Origin of the sequence: Pseudoalteromonas sp., assembly GCF_018402495.1 — a bacterium.
Taxonomy (GTDB): domain Bacteria; phylum Pseudomonadota; class Gammaproteobacteria; order Enterobacterales; family Alteromonadaceae; genus Pseudoalteromonas.
In genome coordinates, this window is the sequence record NZ_JAGYIU010000004.1 from 266,402 (window position 1) to 285,113 (window position 18,712).

General features: G+C 40.8%; 15 protein-coding genes. 4 read left to right on the forward strand and 11 right to left on the reverse strand.

The annotated features are described in order from the left end of the window. Nucleotides 1-16 precede the first annotated feature (16 nt). Complete coding sequence (locus tag KG708_RS13585) at nt 17-4,522, forward strand: EAL domain-containing protein (protein WP_213611105.1); 4,506 nt, start codon at nt 17-19, stop codon at nt 4,520-4,522. Nucleotides 4,523-4,546: 24 nt separating this feature from the next. Here the strand turns inward: KG708_RS13585 and KG708_RS13590 are convergent, their stop codons facing one another. After that, on the reverse strand, nt 4,547-5,491 hold the full coding sequence (locus tag KG708_RS13590; RefSeq protein ID WP_213610589.1) for an ion transporter: 945 nt from the start codon (nt 5,489-5,491) through the stop codon (nt 4,547-4,549). An 8-nt stretch (nt 5,492-5,499) separates the two neighbouring features. Then, on the reverse strand, nt 5,500-8,166 hold the full coding sequence (locus KG708_RS13595) for a bifunctional acetate--CoA ligase family protein/GNAT family N-acetyltransferase (protein ID WP_213610591.1): 2,667 nt from the start codon (nt 8,164-8,166) through the stop codon (nt 5,500-5,502). Between the two features lie 114 nt (nt 8,167-8,280). Between KG708_RS13595 and KG708_RS13600 the strand changes: the two genes are divergently transcribed. Then, a complete protein-coding gene (locus tag KG708_RS13600; protein WP_213610593.1) occupies nt 8,281-8,997 on the forward strand; it encodes an SIMPL domain-containing protein in 717 nt (238 codons plus the stop codon). Here KG708_RS13600 and KG708_RS13605 read toward each other — a convergent pair. The 8 genes from KG708_RS13605 to KG708_RS13640 all read right to left on the reverse strand — a co-directional run bounded on the left by KG708_RS13605 (nt 8,989) and on the right by KG708_RS13640 (nt 16,019). After that, nucleotides 8,989-9,648 carry a hypothetical protein gene (locus KG708_RS13605; protein WP_213610595.1) on the reverse strand — a complete coding sequence of 220 codons (660 nt, stop codon included), beginning with the start codon at nt 9,646-9,648 and terminating at the stop codon, nt 8,989-8,991. The two genes, KG708_RS13600 and KG708_RS13605, sit on opposite strands and share 9 nt — an antisense overlap. Nucleotides 9,649-9,752: 104 nt before the next feature. After that, a complete protein-coding gene (locus KG708_RS13610; RefSeq protein ID WP_213610597.1) occupies nt 9,753-11,585 on the reverse strand; it encodes a DUF885 family protein in 1,833 nt (610 codons plus the stop codon). 84 nt (nt 11,586-11,669) lie between these two features. Then, nucleotides 11,670-12,806, reverse strand: coding sequence for a radical SAM family heme chaperone HemW (hemW, locus tag KG708_RS13615; protein WP_213610599.1), 1,137 nt, complete (start codon nt 12,804-12,806; stop codon nt 11,670-11,672). Next, nucleotides 12,803-13,402: an XTP/dITP diphosphatase gene (locus tag KG708_RS13620; protein WP_213610601.1), complete on the reverse strand. Its 600-nt coding sequence runs from the start codon at nt 13,400-13,402 to the stop codon at nt 12,803-12,805. The genes hemW and KG708_RS13620 overlap by 4 nt, the downstream gene beginning before the upstream one ends. Nucleotides 13,403-13,404: 2 nt before the next feature. Continuing rightward, a complete protein-coding gene (locus KG708_RS13625) occupies nt 13,405-13,848 on the reverse strand; it encodes a DUF4426 domain-containing protein (RefSeq protein ID WP_213610603.1) in 444 nt (147 codons plus the stop codon). 58 nt (nt 13,849-13,906) lie between these two features. After that, nucleotides 13,907-14,440, reverse strand: coding sequence for a YggT family protein (locus tag KG708_RS13630; RefSeq protein ID WP_213610605.1), 534 nt, complete (start codon nt 14,438-14,440; stop codon nt 13,907-13,909). Nucleotides 14,441-14,466: 26 nt separating this feature from the next. Then, nucleotides 14,467-15,288, reverse strand: coding sequence for a pyrroline-5-carboxylate reductase (gene proC, locus KG708_RS13635; RefSeq protein ID WP_213610607.1), 822 nt, complete (start codon nt 15,286-15,288; stop codon nt 14,467-14,469). Between the two features lie 17 nt (nt 15,289-15,305). Beyond that, nucleotides 15,306-16,019, reverse strand: coding sequence for a YggS family pyridoxal phosphate-dependent enzyme (locus KG708_RS13640; RefSeq protein WP_213610609.1), 714 nt, complete (start codon nt 16,017-16,019; stop codon nt 15,306-15,308). 2 nt (nt 16,020-16,021) lie between these two features. On the opposite strand from KG708_RS13640, the gene KG708_RS13645 reads away from it, so the two are divergent. Both KG708_RS13645 and KG708_RS13650 read left to right on the forward strand, forming a co-directional pair. Continuing rightward, nucleotides 16,022-17,062: a type IV pilus twitching motility protein PilT gene (locus KG708_RS13645; RefSeq protein WP_213610611.1), complete on the forward strand. Its 1,041-nt coding sequence runs from the start codon at nt 16,022-16,024 to the stop codon at nt 17,060-17,062. A gap of 9 nt (nt 17,063-17,071) precedes the next feature. Continuing rightward, nucleotides 17,072-18,208, forward strand: a complete 1,137-nt coding sequence (locus KG708_RS13650; protein WP_213610613.1) for a PilT/PilU family type 4a pilus ATPase — start codon at nt 17,072-17,074, stop codon at nt 18,206-18,208. A gap of 52 nt (nt 18,209-18,260) precedes the next feature. Here the strand turns inward: KG708_RS13650 and ruvX are convergent, their stop codons facing one another. Then, complete coding sequence (gene ruvX / locus KG708_RS13655) at nt 18,261-18,710, reverse strand: Holliday junction resolvase RuvX (protein ID WP_008113324.1); 450 nt, start codon at nt 18,708-18,710, stop codon at nt 18,261-18,263. Nucleotides 18,711-18,712: the final 2 nt, after the last annotated feature.

Consider the following 18,712-nt stretch of genomic DNA (forward strand, 5'->3'; position numbering starts at 1 on the left):
GAGTAATAGGACAAGTATGGGCATGAGGATCAATGAGTTTATCACAGCCATATTTGTGCTGTTTGTACTCATAAGCGTTGATGCAACAGCGCAAGTAAAGCGGCTATCTCCAAGTGAAGGCTTATCGCAAAGCTATGTTAATACCATGCTTATCGATAATAATGGCTATTTATGGCTTTCTACTGAAGGTGGGCTCAATCGTTACGATGGCTATCAGGTTGTTCCAATTAATGGCCCTAATGGAGAGTTAGAAGAGGCGGTTATCGATCGCATATATCAAGACCCTCAAGGACATATTTGGATTGCCTCTCTATTAGCTGGGCTATTTAGATACGATCCGCAAACAGACACCTACCAGCAGTTTTTAGAAAAGCCGCTTACAGAAGAGCAAATTATTCAGCAATCCGTTTTTACCATGTTAGCCACAGATGATGAAACCTTATGGATTGGGCAGGGACAAGAGTTTGCAAAACTTGATATAGACAGTGGCACCATTACGTCTTTGTTTAAGCTTCCTGAGCAATTTGACAATGCGTTTGTACGCACTTTGTTTCATCATGACGGTTATATTTTTATTGGGAGTACAGACGGTGCCTATGTTTTTAATATCGCAACGCAGCAAGTGCGCTCACTAGAGCATTTAAACGAAACTAACGTACATATTTATCAAAACAATGTAAAGTCATTTGCACTAGGTGAAAATCATCAGTTGCTTGTTGGAACGGTTAAAGGCTTATACGCTGTCGATATTAGTAATTTAGCCGCTATGTTTAACAACCGTGAGGATGTATTTAAAAATAAAAAATTACTGGCCGATTTGAATGTTTGGGATATTGATAATCAGCAAGGAGTGCTTGATTTAGCAACAGATAAAGGCTTACTAAGTTACAACTTAACCACTTCTAAAGTCGTTAAAAATACACGTATTCAGCAGAGCAAATATACTCTGGCAGATAACAGTATTATTGATATGGTGAAAGATAAATCGGGCGGAGTGTGGCTAGCAACTAAAACTGATGGTGCGTTTTATTTATCTGGTGATGAGTATAAGTTTCATAACATAGAGGGGAGTACACTAGTTGGCGATGGTTTGTCCCATCACTCGGTATGGGCAATTAAGGAATATCAAGATAAGCTATGGTTAGGTACGCACAATGGCCTAACTGCAATTGATTTAAAAATTAATAGCTCAAAGGTGTATTTAAAAGACTATAAAGCCGACTTACTGACCACAGAGTTTACAATTTTTAAAATTTTGCCTTACAAAAATAAGCTCTGGTTGCACTCAAACCGAGGGTTGTTTATTTTTGACCCGCAAACTGAGCAACTCACGCAACCAAAAACAGCAAACCCCAACAACCAAGTTTTTTTAAATGATTGGATGCATGGCATCACATTATTACCGAACGGGGATTTATATTTTGTTCACCCTGATCACGGTATGTTTAAATATAATATCGATCGTCGGCGATTAGTTCACTTAAAAGGCGAGTTAGCTCAATTTGATCCTTTTTTAGTGTATGGCTTTTTGCCACCACTATCAGATAAACCCCAATGGCCATTATTTTTTAGTGGTGGTGTTTTGTATCAATTTAATCCTAACGATTTAAGTTTAAACACTATTTATAAAGTGCCTAAGCACCATGATAATGTGGCTGTTAACATCCTTTCGTATATTGAAGATAAACAAGGCATATTGTGGCTATCTTTATCTAATTTTGGGCTGATTGGTATTGATGCGACTACCTATGAGTTAGTGCATACCATTGATTTAGATAAAAATAATTTAGGTACTTTATTATACGATATGGTACTCGATGAAGAGGGCATGATCTGGATGAGTAGCCATAAAGGTATATGGCGATTAAATCCTAAAACAATTCATTTTCAGCAGTTTACAACATCAGATGGGGTGCTCTCAGCTGAGTTTAACAATGGCGCTATGGCTAAATTGGCTGATGGCAAGATTGCTTATGGTAGCCTCAAAGGTATTACCTATTTCGACCCTAAAGACAATAAAAATAGTCATGGTTTGTTAGATCACGTTAATATCACACGCATTAATTTAATGTCTCGAAACTTGTCGATTAATTTACAGCAGCCATTAGAAAATATAACTTTAAATCATGATGATATAGGACTTGAAATTGCCTTTTCAGCCATGTCATTTAGCTTTCAAGAGCGCATTATTTATGAATATCAGCTCGATAAAGGCAAAAAAAGTTATACCCGAAATAATCGGGTGGTATTTCCTAAATTAAACCCAGGCAGCTACCAGTTAAAGGTGTGGGCAAAAGACCCTCTAAATGGTAAACATACTCCTCCAGCAACATTACATATTAAAGTGAAATACCCCTTATGGCGTGCTCCTTATTTTTTAGCGCTTTATGCTATTTTATTGTTCTTGATAGTGGCTGCATGGGTGATGAGGCGCAATAAAATACAGCGTATGCTATTAGCAGCTCATAAAGAAAGCCAAGATAGCGAGGCGCGTTTAAAGCTTGCGCTAGAAGGAAGTGAGTCGGGTGTATGGGATTGGCAGGCGAATCAATTAACTATATATCAGCCTAGGTTGGTCAACGAATTAGGCTTTGAAGATGACTCGGTAAGTTTAGATGACTACTTAGAAAAAATTCATCCACATGAGCGCGCTATTTTTAGATTAGAGTGGTTAGAATTTTTATCAACAGATAAGGGGTATTTTAACTGTACCTATCGATTACGCCATGCCGAAGGTCATTGGCGCTGGTACAAAGATTTTGGCAAGGTGGTTGAGTGGAATAAAAAAATACCGCAAAAAGTGGCGGGTACATATACCAACATGACACGCGAAATGGTATTAGAAGAACATGCTCGGTTATTTACTGCCGCGTTTGAACAAACCCGAGACTGGGTGTTTATCTTAGATAAAAACTTTAATATACGCGCCTCAAATAAATCGCTACAAAGTGCTTTTGGTTTGTCTGAAAACCCAAAGTCAACCCGCTCGCTTAATTTAGGAATAACGCGTAGCAGCTGTTTTGATTATTTACGCATTATGCAAAAGCTTGAAGTGGGTGAGCATTTCTCATGCGAAGACACTGTTGTGTTAGCTAATAAAGAACAGCGTCACGTACTGGTTGAAATAAGTGTTGTGGCTGATGAAAGCCAAAGGCTGAGTAGTTATGTCATTATTTTAACAGATATTCATGCGCAAAAGTCGGCCGAAAACCAGTTGCATATCTTGGCTAATTTCGACTCTCTCACTGGGCTACCAAATAGAACTTTGTTTAAAGACCGAGCTATGCACGCTATAGACCAAGCGCGTCGTCATCATTGTAAAGTCGCTTTGTTACACGTTAACATAAAACGGTTTAAGTATTTTAATGATTCGTTTGGTACGTTAAGCGCTGATGAAATAATTAAGTGGGTTGCAAATCGTTTAAAAACAGTATTGCGCCCCTGTGACAGTGTTGCGCGTTTAGGTGGTGATGAGTTTGCTATTTTAGTTGAAGATATTCAGCAAATAGAAGAAGTATTACTCATATGCAACAAGTTAATAGAGTGCGTTAGTGAAGGTATTGTCATAAATAAGCAGAGCGTTACTGTTCACTTAAGTGCTGGCGTGGCAATTTTCCCTGATGACGCAGTGCACTTTAAAGCGCTACAAAAAGCGTCAAATGTTGCACTTTATTACGCTAAAGAAAGCTTAGAGGGCAGCTATAAGTTTTACAAACAAGAAATGAATCAGCGAGTTGAAAGGGCGCTGCATTTAGAATCGCAATTGTTTAAAGCGTATCACGAGCATGAGTTTTGTAACTACTATCAACCCATTATAAATGCGACTACGCAAAAAACAGTGGGGTTTGAAGTGTTACTGCGTTGGCCTGATAATCCTTTAGCAAATACGCAAGCATTCTCTAGTATGGCTGAAAATATTGGCTTGATCACTAAAATAATGTTGCAAACCTTGAAGCGAGCATTAGACCAATTAGGTAGCTGGCGTGTCGTTTGCCCTGATTTATACCTATCAATTAACCTTTCCGCACTGGATTTTGAGTTTTCAGGGCTAGTGCCTGAAATTCGTCAAGCGTTGAGTAATGCTGCACTGCCACCAGAGGCAATTGTGTTTGAAATAACGGAGTCTATTCTAATGCAAGACTCAGCACATGCACTTAAAAATATGAACTTATTAAAGCAACTGGGCTGTAAGTTGTATATGGATGATTTTGGAACGGGCTATGCTTCATTAACCTATTTAAAGCGCTTTCCGATTGATGTATTAAAAATAGATCGCAGCTTTGTGCAAGGGATTGGTATTGATTCGGATAACGAGGCGATTATTCAATCTACACTGACTTTAGCGAGCCGCCTAGGTAAAGAGTGTATAGCAGAGGGTGTTGAAAGTGCACATCAGCTGGCCTTTTTAAAAGCCCAAGGCTGTAACTACTTTCAAGGCTATTTATTCAGTAAAGCGGTGCCAAAAGAGCAGGTACTCAAACTTATTGAGCTCGATTGGCAGCCGGTGTTTTCTCACTCTTAGTCATACAGCTATTGGCATAGTTAGTTAAGGGCGATTTCCACAATGGCGACAATATAAGTGTGAGCTGCGTTTATTAAGCTCATCTTTTATCGCTTTATTGGCTTCAAGTTTGCTTAGCCCTAGCTTATAGCGTAGTAGCTCAAGATGATGAAGTTGTTCATCAGTGAGCTTACCGTCTGTTATTTTCTCGTGGGTGGCATCTTCAAATAGCTGGCGACGTTTACGAACTTGCTCTGAGAAACTTGACGCTAATAAACCGGTTGGTATTGCAACCATCCCCATACTCACTAATGTTATTACTCCGCCAAATAGTTTACCCATGGGGGTTATAGGCACAACATCACCATAACCTACAGTAGTAAGAGTGGCCATTGCCCACCACATGGCAGCAGGAATAGAGCCAAACTTGTCTGGTTGAATGTCATGCTCTAATAAATAAATACCGCAAGAAGCTAAAATAAGCACCACAAACATAATAAAAAAAGCGGCTAGGAGTGAACTTGACTCATTAATAAATGCTTGTAATAACAACTGCATAGCTCGCGAGTAACGAGTGAGTTTAAAGACGCGTAATAATCGCAACACGCGTAAAAAGCGTAAATCAATGGTAAAGAAAAACATCAATAAGCTTGGTAAAATAGCAATTAAATCAACAATTGCTAGCGGTGATAAAATATAGCGAATCCGTTTTTGTGTATTTGAGCAGTTCATTGCGGCATACTTTGTTCTGTCTACACAAGTCCAGGCACGTATTAGATACTCAACGCTAAATATGGCAACGGATGTCAGTTCCAGCATTAAAAACTCACTACGGTACTCAATGGCAATACTACGCACTGACTCAAGTACTATTGCCACCACATTCACTATAATAATACTGATGAGTATCACATCCAAAATACGCCCCGCTCGTTGATATTTACCTGAGGCTTCAAATACTTGGTTTATGGTTTTTCTTAGTTTTCGCATAATATTTATTACAATGTGAGCAGCATGTTGATACTGCCTTCTTCAAAATCACGACTAATTTTAAACCCGAGTTTACGAGCTAGCTCAATCATACCTGTGTTTTCAGGTAGGGTGATCCCCTCAACGGTTTTTACTCCTTGGCGCCTGCAGTGAGAAATCGCCGCGTTCATTAAAATACGCCCTAATCCTAGCCCTTGGCAGTCAGAACGTACCACAATAGCAAACTCTGCCTGTAAGTTATCGGGATCCATAATTACCCGTGATACTCCTAGAGTACGCTGTTGCTCGTCTTGTGGTTGGGTAACAATAAACGCCATTTCGCGGTCGTAATCAATTTGCGTCATTTTAGCGAGTTGATCATGGTTAAATTGTGGTAACTCACCAAAAAAGCGTTTATATCTATCTTCTTTTGTTAATGAACGATCAAACGCTTGGTGTGCTTGCTCATCCTCAGGTTTGATAGGTCTGAGCGTTGCTAAAGAATTATTTTTAAGGGTCACTGTTTCAACCAGCTCTATAGGGTAAGGTCGTATAGATAAACGTTTTCGGTGCGGCTGAACCTGATACTGATTTAAATTCATAGTGGCATCAAGCACCAAAAATTGCCCATTGCTCGCTAAAATAGGGTTAAGCTCTAATGAGGTGATATCGGGTTGATCGACAACCAATTGGGAAATTCGGGTCAGTAGGGCGCACAAACGATATTTATCAACTTTTTCTGGCAGAACGCGATCTTTAAGCACACCTTTATCGTGGGCTGCGGCAATTAAATATTTAGCTAGGTTCATATTCAGTGGTGGCAATGCCACCGCGGCTTGAGCGTATTCAAGTCCTGTTCCTGCCTCACCTAATAAAATAACCGGGCCAAAGTTAGGCTCTGTTTTAATCGCTATGCGCAGCTCATTTGCGCCTGCCCTAGGTGCCATTTTTTGTAATGAAAAGCCATCAATAATGGCATCAGGGTAGGTGTTTTTTATTCTAAGTAACATGGCAAATGCGGTTTGCTCTACCTCTTGTGCATCATTAAGGTTGAGTACTACACCTCCGACTTCAGACTTAGAAGGAATGCTCGGGCTCATTAGCTTTAATGCTACCGGAAACCCCAGCTCTATTGCTTGCTCTTTTGCTTCGGTTGGCGTGTAGGCAACTTCTGTTTGGATGCAGTCTATGCCGTAGTGACTTAAAATTTGACTTGCTTGATGGGTTGATAGGTAGCGTTGCTCATCATCTAAAAACTCTTTAATCGCTACTTTTGCTGCTGCTTTATTAATTGTCGCATCATCGGTGTTTGATTCTGGCGTTTGGGTTAAATGTTTTTGGTTACGACGATAGCTCACTAAATGCATAAAGGCGCCTACGGCACCTTCTGGTGTTCGGTAGGTGGGGATAGCGTTATTGGCACAGATTCGTCTGGCTGCAAAGGCGGCATCTTCTCCCATGAAATTAGTCATCACATAAGGGCGAGCCATTTTTGGTAATTTATTTAGGGCTTCAACTATCACTTGAGCATAACTTTCACTCGCAGCCAAAGCTGATGGAGTATGGATGATCAGTAAGTTTTTAACTTCTTTAGCGTTTAGTAATATCTCAAGTGCATACTTGTAACGAACGGGGGCTGAGTCACCAAATATATCAATCGGGTTGCTTACTGTGTCTGAATGTGGGATCACTTTATTGAGTGCGTCGCGCGTTTCATCACTAAGCTGAGTAAGTTTACCTGAACTTTGAATGAGTTCATCAACGGCCATTACTCCAGGGCCGCCACCGTTGGTTAATATGGTTAGTTGTTCTACTTGCAGGAGTTTAGGGTGCATTGCTAAGGTTTGAGTGGCGGCAAAAAGTTCGCGTAAATCATTTACTCTTAACATCCCTGCGCGTTGAAACATAGCATCATATACCGCATCTGAGCTTTGTTTTCCGCCAGTGTGTATTTCTGCAGCGAGCGCACCAGCGCTGGTTCTTCCGGTTTTAATGGCAATGACAGGCTTAGAAAATGCCGCTGCACGCGCGGCAGAAATAAAGCTGCGAATATCATTAATATTATCAATATAAAGGAGAATGGCTTTGGTTTTGGCATCGCGTCCTAAAAAGTCGAGTATTTCGTCAAACTCAATATCTAAGCAATCCCCCATAGATATAAAGTATGAAAAGCCAATTTCTTTATTTTTCGCCCAATCAAGAATCGTTGAGCAAACAGCCGCTGATTGCGACACAAAAGCCAGTTTCCCTGAAGTGGCAACGGTGTGAGAAAAACTCGCGTTTAAACCTATATGCGGAATAAGTAACCCTAAACAATTTGATCCAAGCAGAGTGACTTTATGTTTGCCAGCGCTTTCTTTAAGTGCCTGTTTTTGTATACTTGTTAGGCCATCAGCAATAATAATAGCGCTATGACATCCCAGCGTACCGAGTTGCTCAATAATGTTCATTAAGGTGTTTTTATTGGTACAGATAACGGCTAGATCAGGAACTTTTGGTAGGGCTTCAATGCTAGGGTAAGCCAAAACGCCATGCACCGCGCTATGATTAGGCGTAACAGGCATGATAGGCCCTTTAAACCCGCCTTGTAATAGATTGCGCATCACTACATTACCAGCTCGAGTGGGGGTGTTTGATGCCCCAATAACAGCGACTGAGCTTGGGTTAAAAAACTGGCTAATACGTTTTAGACTCATTGCGTTTCCTTGGCTGATTAAGTTTTGCTATCTGCATCTTCTCAATGTAACCTGTTTATTGTGTTTTTTCGAGCGTGAACATGTTAATTGTTGATATTGGTCAAGGAGAAAAAGGTGAATAAAATATCGAATCTAGCCGTTGTTATGGCAGCGGTGTGTTTAAGTATTGGCTTAATTACTTTGGGGTTTATTTTAAAAGGAGCTGCGCTTGATATTAAAGGAATGGAGCGTACAGTTCAGGTAAAAGGGTTGGCTGAGCGTGAAGTTGTGGCTGATACCGTTATCTGGCCTTTACAGTTTAATGATGCCGACAATGATCTTGAAAAGTTGGTTGAGCGAGTTGAACAAAAAAATGATGCGGTGATTGCCTTTTTAAAGTTACATGGCTTTGATGATGAAGAGATATCGACAGGCACGCAATCTATTATTGATAAGCAAGCGCGTGAATACGCCAATGATAATCAAAAATTTAGGTATGTTATTAGCTCAAATATTATTGTTTATTCCAACGCCCCAGATAAAGTCAAAAACGCACTCAGTAAAGTGAGTCAGTTGGCTAAACAAAATATTGCCATTGTCCAAGATAACTACCAGACCCGTATTGAGTATATGTTTACAGGACTTAACGATATAAAACCTGCGATGGTTCAACAAGCTACAGAAAAAGCCCGTGAAGTGGCAGATAAATTTGCTAAAGATTCAAATTCACGTTTAGGTAAAATTAAAACGGCTCGCCAAGGGCAGTTTAGCATTAGCGATCGTGATTCAAATACGCCACAAATCAAAAATGTCCGTGTTGTTACCAGCGTAGAATATTACTTATCAGATTAATACTGCCACTTGCTCAGTAGAGCGCTGTAAATAAGCAGCGCTTAATAATAAGGTTATTTCGCTTGGAGGATTATTTTTTAATACCTCAAGCAATTTTAGCTTTGCTGCTGAGTTTTGCTTTTGCTCTATTTCCATTAATGCCAGTAGGGCAGAAAACTCATGTTTTACTGGTATATTTGGCTTATGTGCGTACGCAATATAACAGGCAACGGGAGTGAGCCCTTGCTGATTAGTTTGCGCTAATGCATGCAGTAACGCCTCGTTAGATTCAAATAACATCAGCGAGCGAATATAGTTAAAAGGCAATTGGGTTGGCGATGCATGTTTAAAAGCATTATGTAATACGTTATTGCCGCCGTTATCTATGCTTATAAATCCTTTATTTAATTTAAGCGCAGGGGTAAAAAAGCTCAGTGCGTCTAAGCTGGTTAGTTGCTCAATAAATTGTGCAGGTGGGGTATTAGTCGTTAAAATACGCACGGCAATGTTTTGCATAAAATCGTACTTAATACTCATGCGTAACGCGCTTTCAAATAAGTAATTAAGCTGCATCACTTGTTGCGCCTCAGTGAGCTTTTTAAAGTCGTTATTTAGCTCATCAAACTGTTGTTGTTTAATGCGCGCATTGAGTAACTGTATGCTTAGATCCATTTTGTTCTCCTTGAATAGCCACTTTATCCTAGCTTAATTTTTTGCTTTATAAAACAAAAGGCCGCAATTGCGACCTTTTATATGTTGAAGCAATGACTTAAAAATTAAGCTTGTTTACTTGCAACCCATTCGTTTACAAAACCCTCTAGTACATTTAATGGTACAGGGCCATTTTTAAGAACTACATCGTGGAACTGACGAATATCAAACTTATCGCCAAGTTGCTTTTTAGCATCTTCGCGTAGTTCTAAAATTTTCAGCATACCTACTTTATAAGCCGTTGCTTGAGATGGCATTACAATGTGACGCTCAACCATTTTTACGGCGTCAGAAGTGGCGTTAGGGGTGTTGTTAACGTAGTAATCAATACCTTGTTGGCGAGTCCACTTCATGTCGTGAATGCCGGTATCAACAACTAAACGACACGCACGCCATAATTCCATAGCTAAGCGACCAAAATCTGAATAGGGGTCTTCGTAAAGGCCCATTTCTTTAGGTAGTAATTCTGAGTATAACCCCCATCCTTCGATGTAAGCCGTGGAACGGCCAAATTTACGGAACTTAGGTACACCTTCTAGCTCTTGTGAAATAGCAATTTGCATGTGATGCCCAGGGAGCCCCTCATGATAAGCCAAGGCTTCCATTTGGTATGTTGGCATTGCCTCCATGTCGTAAAGGTTCGCATAGTATACACCTGGGCGTGAACCATCTGGTGCAGGTTGTTGATAAAATGCTTTACCTGCGGCTTTTTCACGGAATGCTTCAACACGTTTTACAATCATGTCAGCCTTTGGCTTTACAATAAACAGCTCATCTAAGCGTGTTTTCATGTTATCAATTAAACCTTTGGCTTCGCTGAGGTACTGCGCCTTACCAGCTTCAGTATTAGGTAGATAAAATTGCTTGTCTGTTTTCATAAACTGCATAAAGGCGTTTAAATCGCCTTTAAAACCGACTTTCTCTTTAATGGCACGCATTTCATCATGAATACGTGACACTTCAGCAAGGCCAATGGCATGAATTTCTTTTGCTGTAAGGTCTGTCGTGGTGGTACGTTTCAGTGCGTTATTGTAAAACGCTTCGCCATCAGGGAATTTCCAAGCACCGTCACGCTCATCAGCACGTTTTTCTAACTGTGCAATGTAGTTAATAAGCTTAGAGTAGGCAGGTTTCACTGCTGTTTTTAATGCGTCAGTCGCTTTACTAATAAGTGCATCTTTTTCAGCTTGATCTATTTCTAAGGCATTAACTTTGCGTTTAAAGTCAGCTAAAAGCGTTGAATCGTCACCTTGTTCAAACGGTGCACCTTTAATGATGTTTTTGCTTGAATCAATCACGTGTGGAAATACAAATTTAGGCGCGATGATGTTTTTATCGGCGCGAATTTCTAAGCCAGTAATAAGCTGATCAAATACACCGGGCACCCCATTTAAACGAGCAATGTAATCGTTGGCTTCTTTTACGTTGCTAATTTGATGCTGGTTAATTAAAAAAGCTGGCACCATAGAGTGAGTACCATACATTTGGTTTACTGGGTAGGTATGATAGCGCCATTTAAAATCAGCAATGCTGGCTTCTAAAGCTTGTTTTTTTAAATCATAACTAACTTGAGTTGCCGTATCTAACTGAGCACGCTTAATACTGTTTAACCTAGCAAGGTCATCTTTCGCCTGTGCTAGATCTTTACGTGCTTTTTCTTCGCTGTTGTCATCCCATTTATCGTAATCTTTTTTGATACCCATGTAGGTTTGATAAACTGGGCTACTCATTACATCACGATTAAAAGTGTCTTCAAAAAACGCATTCGCTTTATCAATTTCACTTTGTACAGGTTGTGCTTGAACCGCAGGTGCAGGCATTGATTGTTGTGTTGCTTGTTGGCAACCTGCAAGCAGTGCCACGCTTACCGTGGCAGCAATTAGAGTAAGTTTACGCATTCGTTTCCCTTTTGTTGTTAGAAACCCATTAGGGTATTTTAATTTTTCATGTATTTACTTTACATGCGCATAACGGCAAAAGCGTTATACGAACAATTCTAGCAGGTCATTTAAAAAGCGATGGCCTTTAAGGCTTACTTGCCAATGGCCGTCCTTTTCTATTAATAAACCTGTGTTAATAGCTTTATTTAAAGCCGCTTGTTGGCTTTGTAATGGCTGATTAGTCAGTGCACTGTAGTCTTCAATCGGGCATGGCTCTGTTAAACGAAAGCGATTCATAAAAAACTCAAACGCTAAGTCGTCTTGTTCTACTTGCCAGCTTTTGTACAAGTAGGGCTTAATAATGTCCATGTAGCCCCGAGGGTGTTTTACCTTTTCAGTGCGTGTTATCACCCCCGTTTTCGCATCAGTGACCTTACCATGAGCGCCGCAGCCAATGCCAAGATAATCGCCAAACCGCCAATAATTCAAGTTATGTTGGCATTGATAGCCAGGTTTTGCATACCCTGATATTTCATATTGCTGATAGCCTGCTTGTGCTAACAATGTTTGACCTTGCTCTTGAATATCCCACAAGGTTTCGTCTTGTGGCAAAGTCGGCGGTTTTGAAGCAAATTGCGTATTTGGTTCAATCGTGAGCTGATACCACGAAATATGTGGTGGATTAAGCGCAATAATTTGCTTTAAATCACTGAGCGCGTCATCAAGAGACTGCCCTGGTAAGCCATGCATTAAATCAAGATTAAAGCTATTTAATCCTGCTTCACTGGCTTGTTGTGCTGCATAGTTGGCTTCATCGGCACCATGAATTCGGCCTAAGGCTTTTAATTTGTCGTTTTGCATGCTTTGCACGCCAATAGAGATACGGTTAATGCCTGCTTTTACATAGTCTTTAAAACGACCAGTTTCGACTGTGCCAGGATTTGCTTCGAGCGTTATTTCACAGTTATCGCTTAAGCCGATTAGGCTATCTACTTCTTTGAGCAAGCGTGTGTATGCCGCACCAGTTAGTAAGCTTGGTGTGCCGCCGCCAATAAAAATACTGTGAATCTTACGCCCTTGTACTAAGTGTAAATCAGCTTTTAAATCGTCGATTAAATGCTGCACATATTCAGCTTCAGGGATGTCACCTTTTTGCCCGTGGCTATTAAAATCGCAATAAGGGCATTTTTGCACGCACCATGGCACGTGCACATATAAACTCAGTGGAGGAAGGTTCACAGGCCGCCTTTATGCTGTAGCGCTTGCAGTAACATTTTAAGTGCTTGCCCACGATGACTTAGGGCATTTTTTTGCGCTTTTGTCAGCTCTGCACTGGTGCAATTTTCTGATGGCACAAAAAAGATAGGATCGTAACCAAAGCCACCTTCACCGTGTTGGGTTAGGGTAATTTCGCCCTCCCAGCTAGCACTGCAAATAAGTGGGGTAGGGTCGTCGGCGTGACGCATCAGTACCAATACACACCAAAAACGAGCACGGCGATTAGGGTTATCGCCTAAATCAGCGAGTAATTTATCGATATTATCTTGATCACTTGCGCCTTTACCTGCAAAGCGAGCAGAGTAAACACCGGGTGCGCCATTTAAGCTATCAACTTCTAATCCCGAATCATCAGCAATAGCCGGTAATCCGGTTATTTTAGCTGCATGACGCGCTTTAATTATCGCGTTTTCTACAAACGTTGTGCCCGTTTCGGCCACGTCGCCCACATTAAAGTCGCTTTGTGGTACTACGTTAATGTTAAGCGAGCTGAGCATGTTAGCCAGCTCATTTACTTTGCCGGGGTTGCCGGTTGCAAGTACTAAGGTATTGGTCATAGTTAATCTACATAAAATTTTTGCTGAAACTTTAACGTTTGAAACTTGTTACCTTGCTCAATTGCAATGTCAAAACGTAAAATTTCTTCGTTGGTGTAATCTACTTGGGCTAGGTAATAAATAGAGTCTCCCTCAATCACTTCTTTAAAGTTAAGAGTTTGTTTATTGCCTAGTAAATTTTTAGCTGTGCCTTGTAATACTGCTTTTTGCGCAGTTTTATCGGCATTATTTTTTAAGATAGAAATATTTACGATGCCTTTATAACCACTACGCTCAAGGCCGTAGGTTTTGGCTATTTGTGGCTGAATAAACGTGGATGGAAAGGCGATATAGTGAACTTGCCAAGGGCCTAGTTCTTTATATTGGGCACCTTGCTCTTGTGCGCTATGGGCATTAAACGCCAAAGCGAAAAAAGCAATAATACAAAACTTTATTAAACCTTGCATGGTTAACTCCTAATTAGGTATGAAAGAGGCGCTAGGCCTCTTTTATATTACGAACTGCTTAAGCTAAAAGGTCCATCAGCAGCATTTGTAAAAACTGAATACCGATGATCAGTACCAATACCGATAAATCTAATCCCCCTAATGGCGGTAAAATTTTACGGATGGGCTTTAACATTGGCTCAGTAAGCTGATGGAATACCGCTTCAATTGGGTTATAGCCTTGGCTTACCCAGCTTAAAATAGCGCGGATGATTAACACCCAAAAGACTAAATTTAAACCTTCTTTTAAAACAGTTATTAGCGCCTGTATAAGCACAGGCTGAATAGCCCAAGAGCTGTAAATAAGCCACATTAGGGTACTTATTTTTGCCACAGCCACTATAAATGCCAGCAACAAAGAGGCTAAGTCAAGCCCGCCTAATCCCGGAATTATTTTTCTAAGCGGGTTAACTGCAAACGAAGTGGCTTTGACCACAAATTGGCTCATTGGGTTGTAAAAGTCGGCTTTTGCCCACTGTAGCCAAAAACGCAGTAGTACCACCATTAAAAATAGATCAAACAAGGTGCTAATTAAAAATTGCATGGCATTCATAGTATAACCTTCAATAAAAAATGGTTTTAAAGTTCTTGTTCCATTTGCACTGCACGCGCAATACACGCATCCATTGCATCACCCACAGTTTGGGTTAAACCTTGCGCTTTTAAATGCTCAACGGCTGCATGCGTGGTACCACCTTTTGACGTTACATTTGCACGTAGTTGTGAAATAGTAATGTCTGGCTGGCTAAGTGCCATTTCAGCTGCGCCAAGGGCGGTTTGCTGCACTAAGCGGCGTGCATCTTCATCACTAAATCCAAGCGCTTTGGCTTTTTCTTCAATCGCTTCCATAAACAAGAAAAAGTAAGCCGGTGAAGAGCCGGTAACAGCAATAATATCGTTTATTTGTGACTCTTGTTCAACCCATACTACAATTCCTGTACATTCAAATACTCGTTGTACAAATTCATGCTCGCTTTGGGTTTCGCCAGCACCATATAAGCCAGATACACCACGGCCAAGTAATGATGGCGTATTTGGCATACAACGCACCATTTTCACATCTTGGCCAAGCATTTCACGTAAGCGTTTTACGGTTAAACCCGCAGCAACTGAGATAAATAATTTATCACTAAAGTCGATGCCTGAATCTTGAAATGATTGGCATAAATCGCCCATCATTTGTGGTTTAACAGACAAAACAATGACATCGGCATCGCGCATAGCTTCGTTATTGTCACTGGTGGTTTGCACCTTAAAGTCGGCAGCTACCTTAGCTAGTTTTTCTTGGTTGCGGTTAGTCGCAATAATGTTGTTTGCGTTAAAGCCGTTTTTTACCATGCCACCAATGATGGCGTAGCTCATATTACCTGTGCCTATAAATGCGATTTTTTTATCTGACATATGTCTGTTATCACCTTTTAAGTTCGTGTTCCAAAAATATCTGTGCCAATCCTCACCATGGTTGAACCTGCCGCTATGGCAGCTTCTACATCGTTACTCATCCCCATCGACAACGTGTCTATATAAGGATATTGGATCTGTAGTTTATCAAAGCAAGTTTGTAATTGCTCAAAATATTGAACTTGCGTGTTTTCATCGTCACTTTTTGCGGGAATAGTCATCAGTCCACGCAGCCTTAAATGCGTGCATTGGTCTATATATTGTGCCAGCTCAGCGATTTCATCTGGGTGACAACCAGACTTTGCTTCTTCTTCGCTAATATTGACTTGAATAAGTACATTCAGTGGCGGCATTGTCTCAGGGCGTTGGCTGTTTAATCGCTTGGCTATTTTAAGCCTGTCTACACTTTGCACCCAAGCAAAATTGGCAGCCACTAAGGCACTTTTATTTGACTGAATAGGGCCAATGAAATGCCAAACAATATCGCTAAATGTGTCTAGTTGCGCTATTTTATCTACAGCCTCTTGAACATAAGATTCACCAAATTGGCGTTGCCCTTGCTCATAAGCTGCCATAATATCAGAGACAGGTTTGGTTTTAGATACTGCAAGTAACGTAACATCGTTACTATTACGCTGCGCATTTTGCGTTGCCTCTGCAATTCTAGCGTAGGCGGATGTGAGTCGTTCTGCTATTGTAACCATATATTTATCAGTTAGTTGTGGAGTCATAAATGGATATCACCGAATTATTGGCATTTAGTGTGCAACATAAAGCATCAGATTTGCACTTATCATCAGGGGTATCACCTATGATACGTGTTGATGGCGATGTGCGACGTATTAATATACCAGCACTTGGAGATAAAGAAGTCAGCAGTCTGGTTTATGACATTATGAACGATAACCAGCGTAAGGACTATGAACAAAATCTCGAAGTAGATTTTTCTTTTGAAGTTCCTAATTTAGCACGTTTTCGTGTAAATGCCTTTAACTCTAACCGTGGCCCTGCGGCTGTATTTCGTACCATCCCGAGTGACGTACTCACTCTCGAGGATTTAGGCGCACCTGAAATATTTAAACAAATTTCAGATAATCCACGCGGCTTAGTACTTGTTACAGGCCCTACAGGTTCTGGTAAGTCGACTACACTTGCAGCCATGGTCGATTATATAAACCAAAACAAACATCACCATGTGCTGACTATAGAAGATCCTATTGAATTTGTTCACGACAATAAACTCAGCTTAATTAACCAGCGTGAGGTTCATCGTGATACTCATAGTTTTTCTAACGCCTTACGAAGTGCATTGCGTGAAGACCCTGATGTTATTTTGGTCGGTGAATTACGAGATTTAGAAACTATTCGCCTTGCTATGACTGCTGCTGAAACTGGTCACTTGGTGTTTGGCACTTTGCATACCACGTCGGCCCCTAAAACCATTGACCGTATCATTGATGTATTCCCTGGTGAAGAAAAAGACATGATCCGCTCTATGCTTTCTGAGTCATTACGTGCGGTAATCTCACAAACATTGATAAAAAAAGTAGGGGGTGGGCGAGTGGCTGCACACGAAATTATGTTGGCGACACCGGCTATTCGTAACTTAATTCGTGAAGATAAAATTGCTCAAATGTACTCATCAATTCAAACCGGTGCGTCGCAGGGCATGCAAACTATGGATCAATGTTTAACAAATCTTGTTAACCGTGGCATCATCACTCATATTGCGGCGCATGCAAAAGCACAAGATAAGACGCAGTTTAGCGCTTAAGGAATTATTATGACTTTATCTTTAAATCACTTTTTACAAATAATGATCGACAAAAAAGGCTCTGATTTATTTGTATCGAGCCAGCTCCCTATCAGCGCTAAAATTAACGGCGAGCTAACTCCTCTTAATGACGATAAATTAACCGATGAGCAAGCGCTAGAGCTGGTGGAATCAGCAATGAGTGAAAAGCAAAAAACAGAGTTTCATAACACTAAAGAGTGTAATTTTGCAATTGCAACCAGCGAAGGGCGTTTTCGTATTTCGGCTTTTTGGCAACGCGACAGAGCGGGCATGGTTATTCGCCGAATCGTCACTAAAATTCCCGATGTTAATGAACTTGGTTTACCCTCTGCACTGACTGATGTGATTATGTCAAAGCGGGGCTTAGTGCTATTTGTAGGTGGTACAGGAACCGGTAAATCAACATCTTTGGCGGCACTTATTGGTTACAGAAATCGCAATCAACGCGGGCATATTTTAACCATAGAAGATCCGATTGAATTTGTGCATGAACATAAAAAAAGTATCATTACCCAACGTGAAGTAGGCCTAGACACTGAAAGCTTTGAATCCGCACTTAAAAGCTCTTTGCGCCAAGCGCCTGATGTTATTTTAATTGGTGAAATTCGCTCACAAGAAACCATGGAATATGCGTTGAGCTTTGCAGAAACTGGGCACTTATGTGTTGCTACTTTGCATGCCAACAATGCTAACCAAGCCATTGACCGCATTATGCACTTAGTACCAAAAGAAAAGCACGATAAGCTTAAATATGACTTAGCATTAAATTTACGCGCTATCATTGCTCAGCAACTTATTCCGACCTCTGATGGGGAAGGGCGTGTTGCTGCCATTGAGGTATTACTTAATACGCCAATGGTCAGTGAGCTAATTAAAAACGGTAATATTGGTGGCATTAAAGAAACCATGGCTAAATCAACAGAGATGGGCATGCAAACCTTTGACCAAGCGCTGTTTGAGCTTTACAGACAGCAACGTATTAATTATGCCGATGCGCTGCATCATGCGGATTCGCCAAATGACTTACGCTTGATGATTAAACTACGTAATAACGAGCAACAAGGCGCAGGCTTCTTACAAGGTGTGACCATTGATGGCCTTGATGACAAAGGCAATATGACCTAGATACACACAAAAAAAGCGCCTTAGGCGCTTTTTTTATGTGTGTTTAAGTACTTTATTCACCATAACTGGCTTCAAAAAAACTCTCTAGAATGATCACCGCAGACATATTATCTACGTTACCTTTACCTAAATTTTTATAGCCACCACGTTCAAACAGCCGTGCCTTTGCATCTGCAGTCGTTAAGCGTTCATCTTGAGTATGAACTGCAATGCCGTAATGGTTGTGCAAACGATTAGCAAATTTTTTAGCTTTAAAGGTCACCTCTTGCGAGGTGCCATCCATATTTAGCGGTAAACCGACCACCATTAAATCGGGTTGCCATTCTTTTACTTGCACAGCAATGTCGTCCCAATTAGGGATGCCATCTTGGGCTTTCACCGCCTTTAAGCTGGTCGCACTGCCAGTGAGCTCTTGACCAATAGCAATACCAATACTCTTAGTACCAAAGTCAAATCCCATAACGGTGCGCTCACCCTGCGGTTTTAGTGTTTTTTTAGTCATAT

Bases quoted from the DNA above. Each gene is read 5' to 3' on its own strand.
- KG708_RS13585 (WP_213611105.1), top strand. From the start codon at position 17: ATGGGCATGAGGATCAATGAGTTTATCACAGCCATATTTGTGCTGTTT.
- KG708_RS13590 (WP_213610589.1), bottom strand. From the start codon at position 5,491: ATGCGAAAACTAAGAAAAACCATAAACCAAGTATTTGAAGCCTCAGGT.
- KG708_RS13595 (WP_213610591.1), bottom strand. From the start codon at position 8,166: ATGAGTCTAAAACGTATTAGCCAGTTTTTTAACCCAAGCTCAGTCGCT.
- KG708_RS13605 (WP_213610595.1), bottom strand. From the start codon at position 9,648: ATGGATCTAAGCATACAGTTACTCAATGCGCGCATTAAACAACAACAG.
- KG708_RS13610 (WP_213610597.1), bottom strand. From the start codon at position 11,585: ATGCGTAAACTTACTCTAATTGCTGCCACGGTAAGCGTGGCACTGCTT.
- KG708_RS13620 (WP_213610601.1), bottom strand. From the start codon at position 13,402: ATGACCAATACCTTAGTACTTGCAACCGGCAACCCCGGCAAAGTAAAT.
- KG708_RS13625 (WP_213610603.1), bottom strand. From the start codon at position 13,848: ATGCAAGGTTTAATAAAGTTTTGTATTATTGCTTTTTTCGCTTTGGCG.
- KG708_RS13630 (WP_213610605.1), bottom strand. From the start codon at position 14,440: ATGAATGCCATGCAATTTTTAATTAGCACCTTGTTTGATCTATTTTTA.
- proC (WP_213610607.1), bottom strand. From the start codon at position 15,288: ATGTCAGATAAAAAAATCGCATTTATAGGCACAGGTAATATGAGCTAC.
- KG708_RS13640 (WP_213610609.1), bottom strand. From the start codon at position 16,019: ATGACTCCACAACTAACTGATAAATATATGGTTACAATAGCAGAACGA.
- KG708_RS13645 (WP_213610611.1), top strand. From the start codon at position 16,022: ATGGATATCACCGAATTATTGGCATTTAGTGTGCAACATAAAGCATCA.
- KG708_RS13650 (WP_213610613.1), top strand. From the start codon at position 17,072: ATGACTTTATCTTTAAATCACTTTTTACAAATAATGATCGACAAAAAA.
- ruvX (WP_008113324.1), bottom strand. From the start codon at position 18,710: ATGACTAAAAAAACACTAAAACCGCAGGGTGAGCGCACCGTTATGGGA.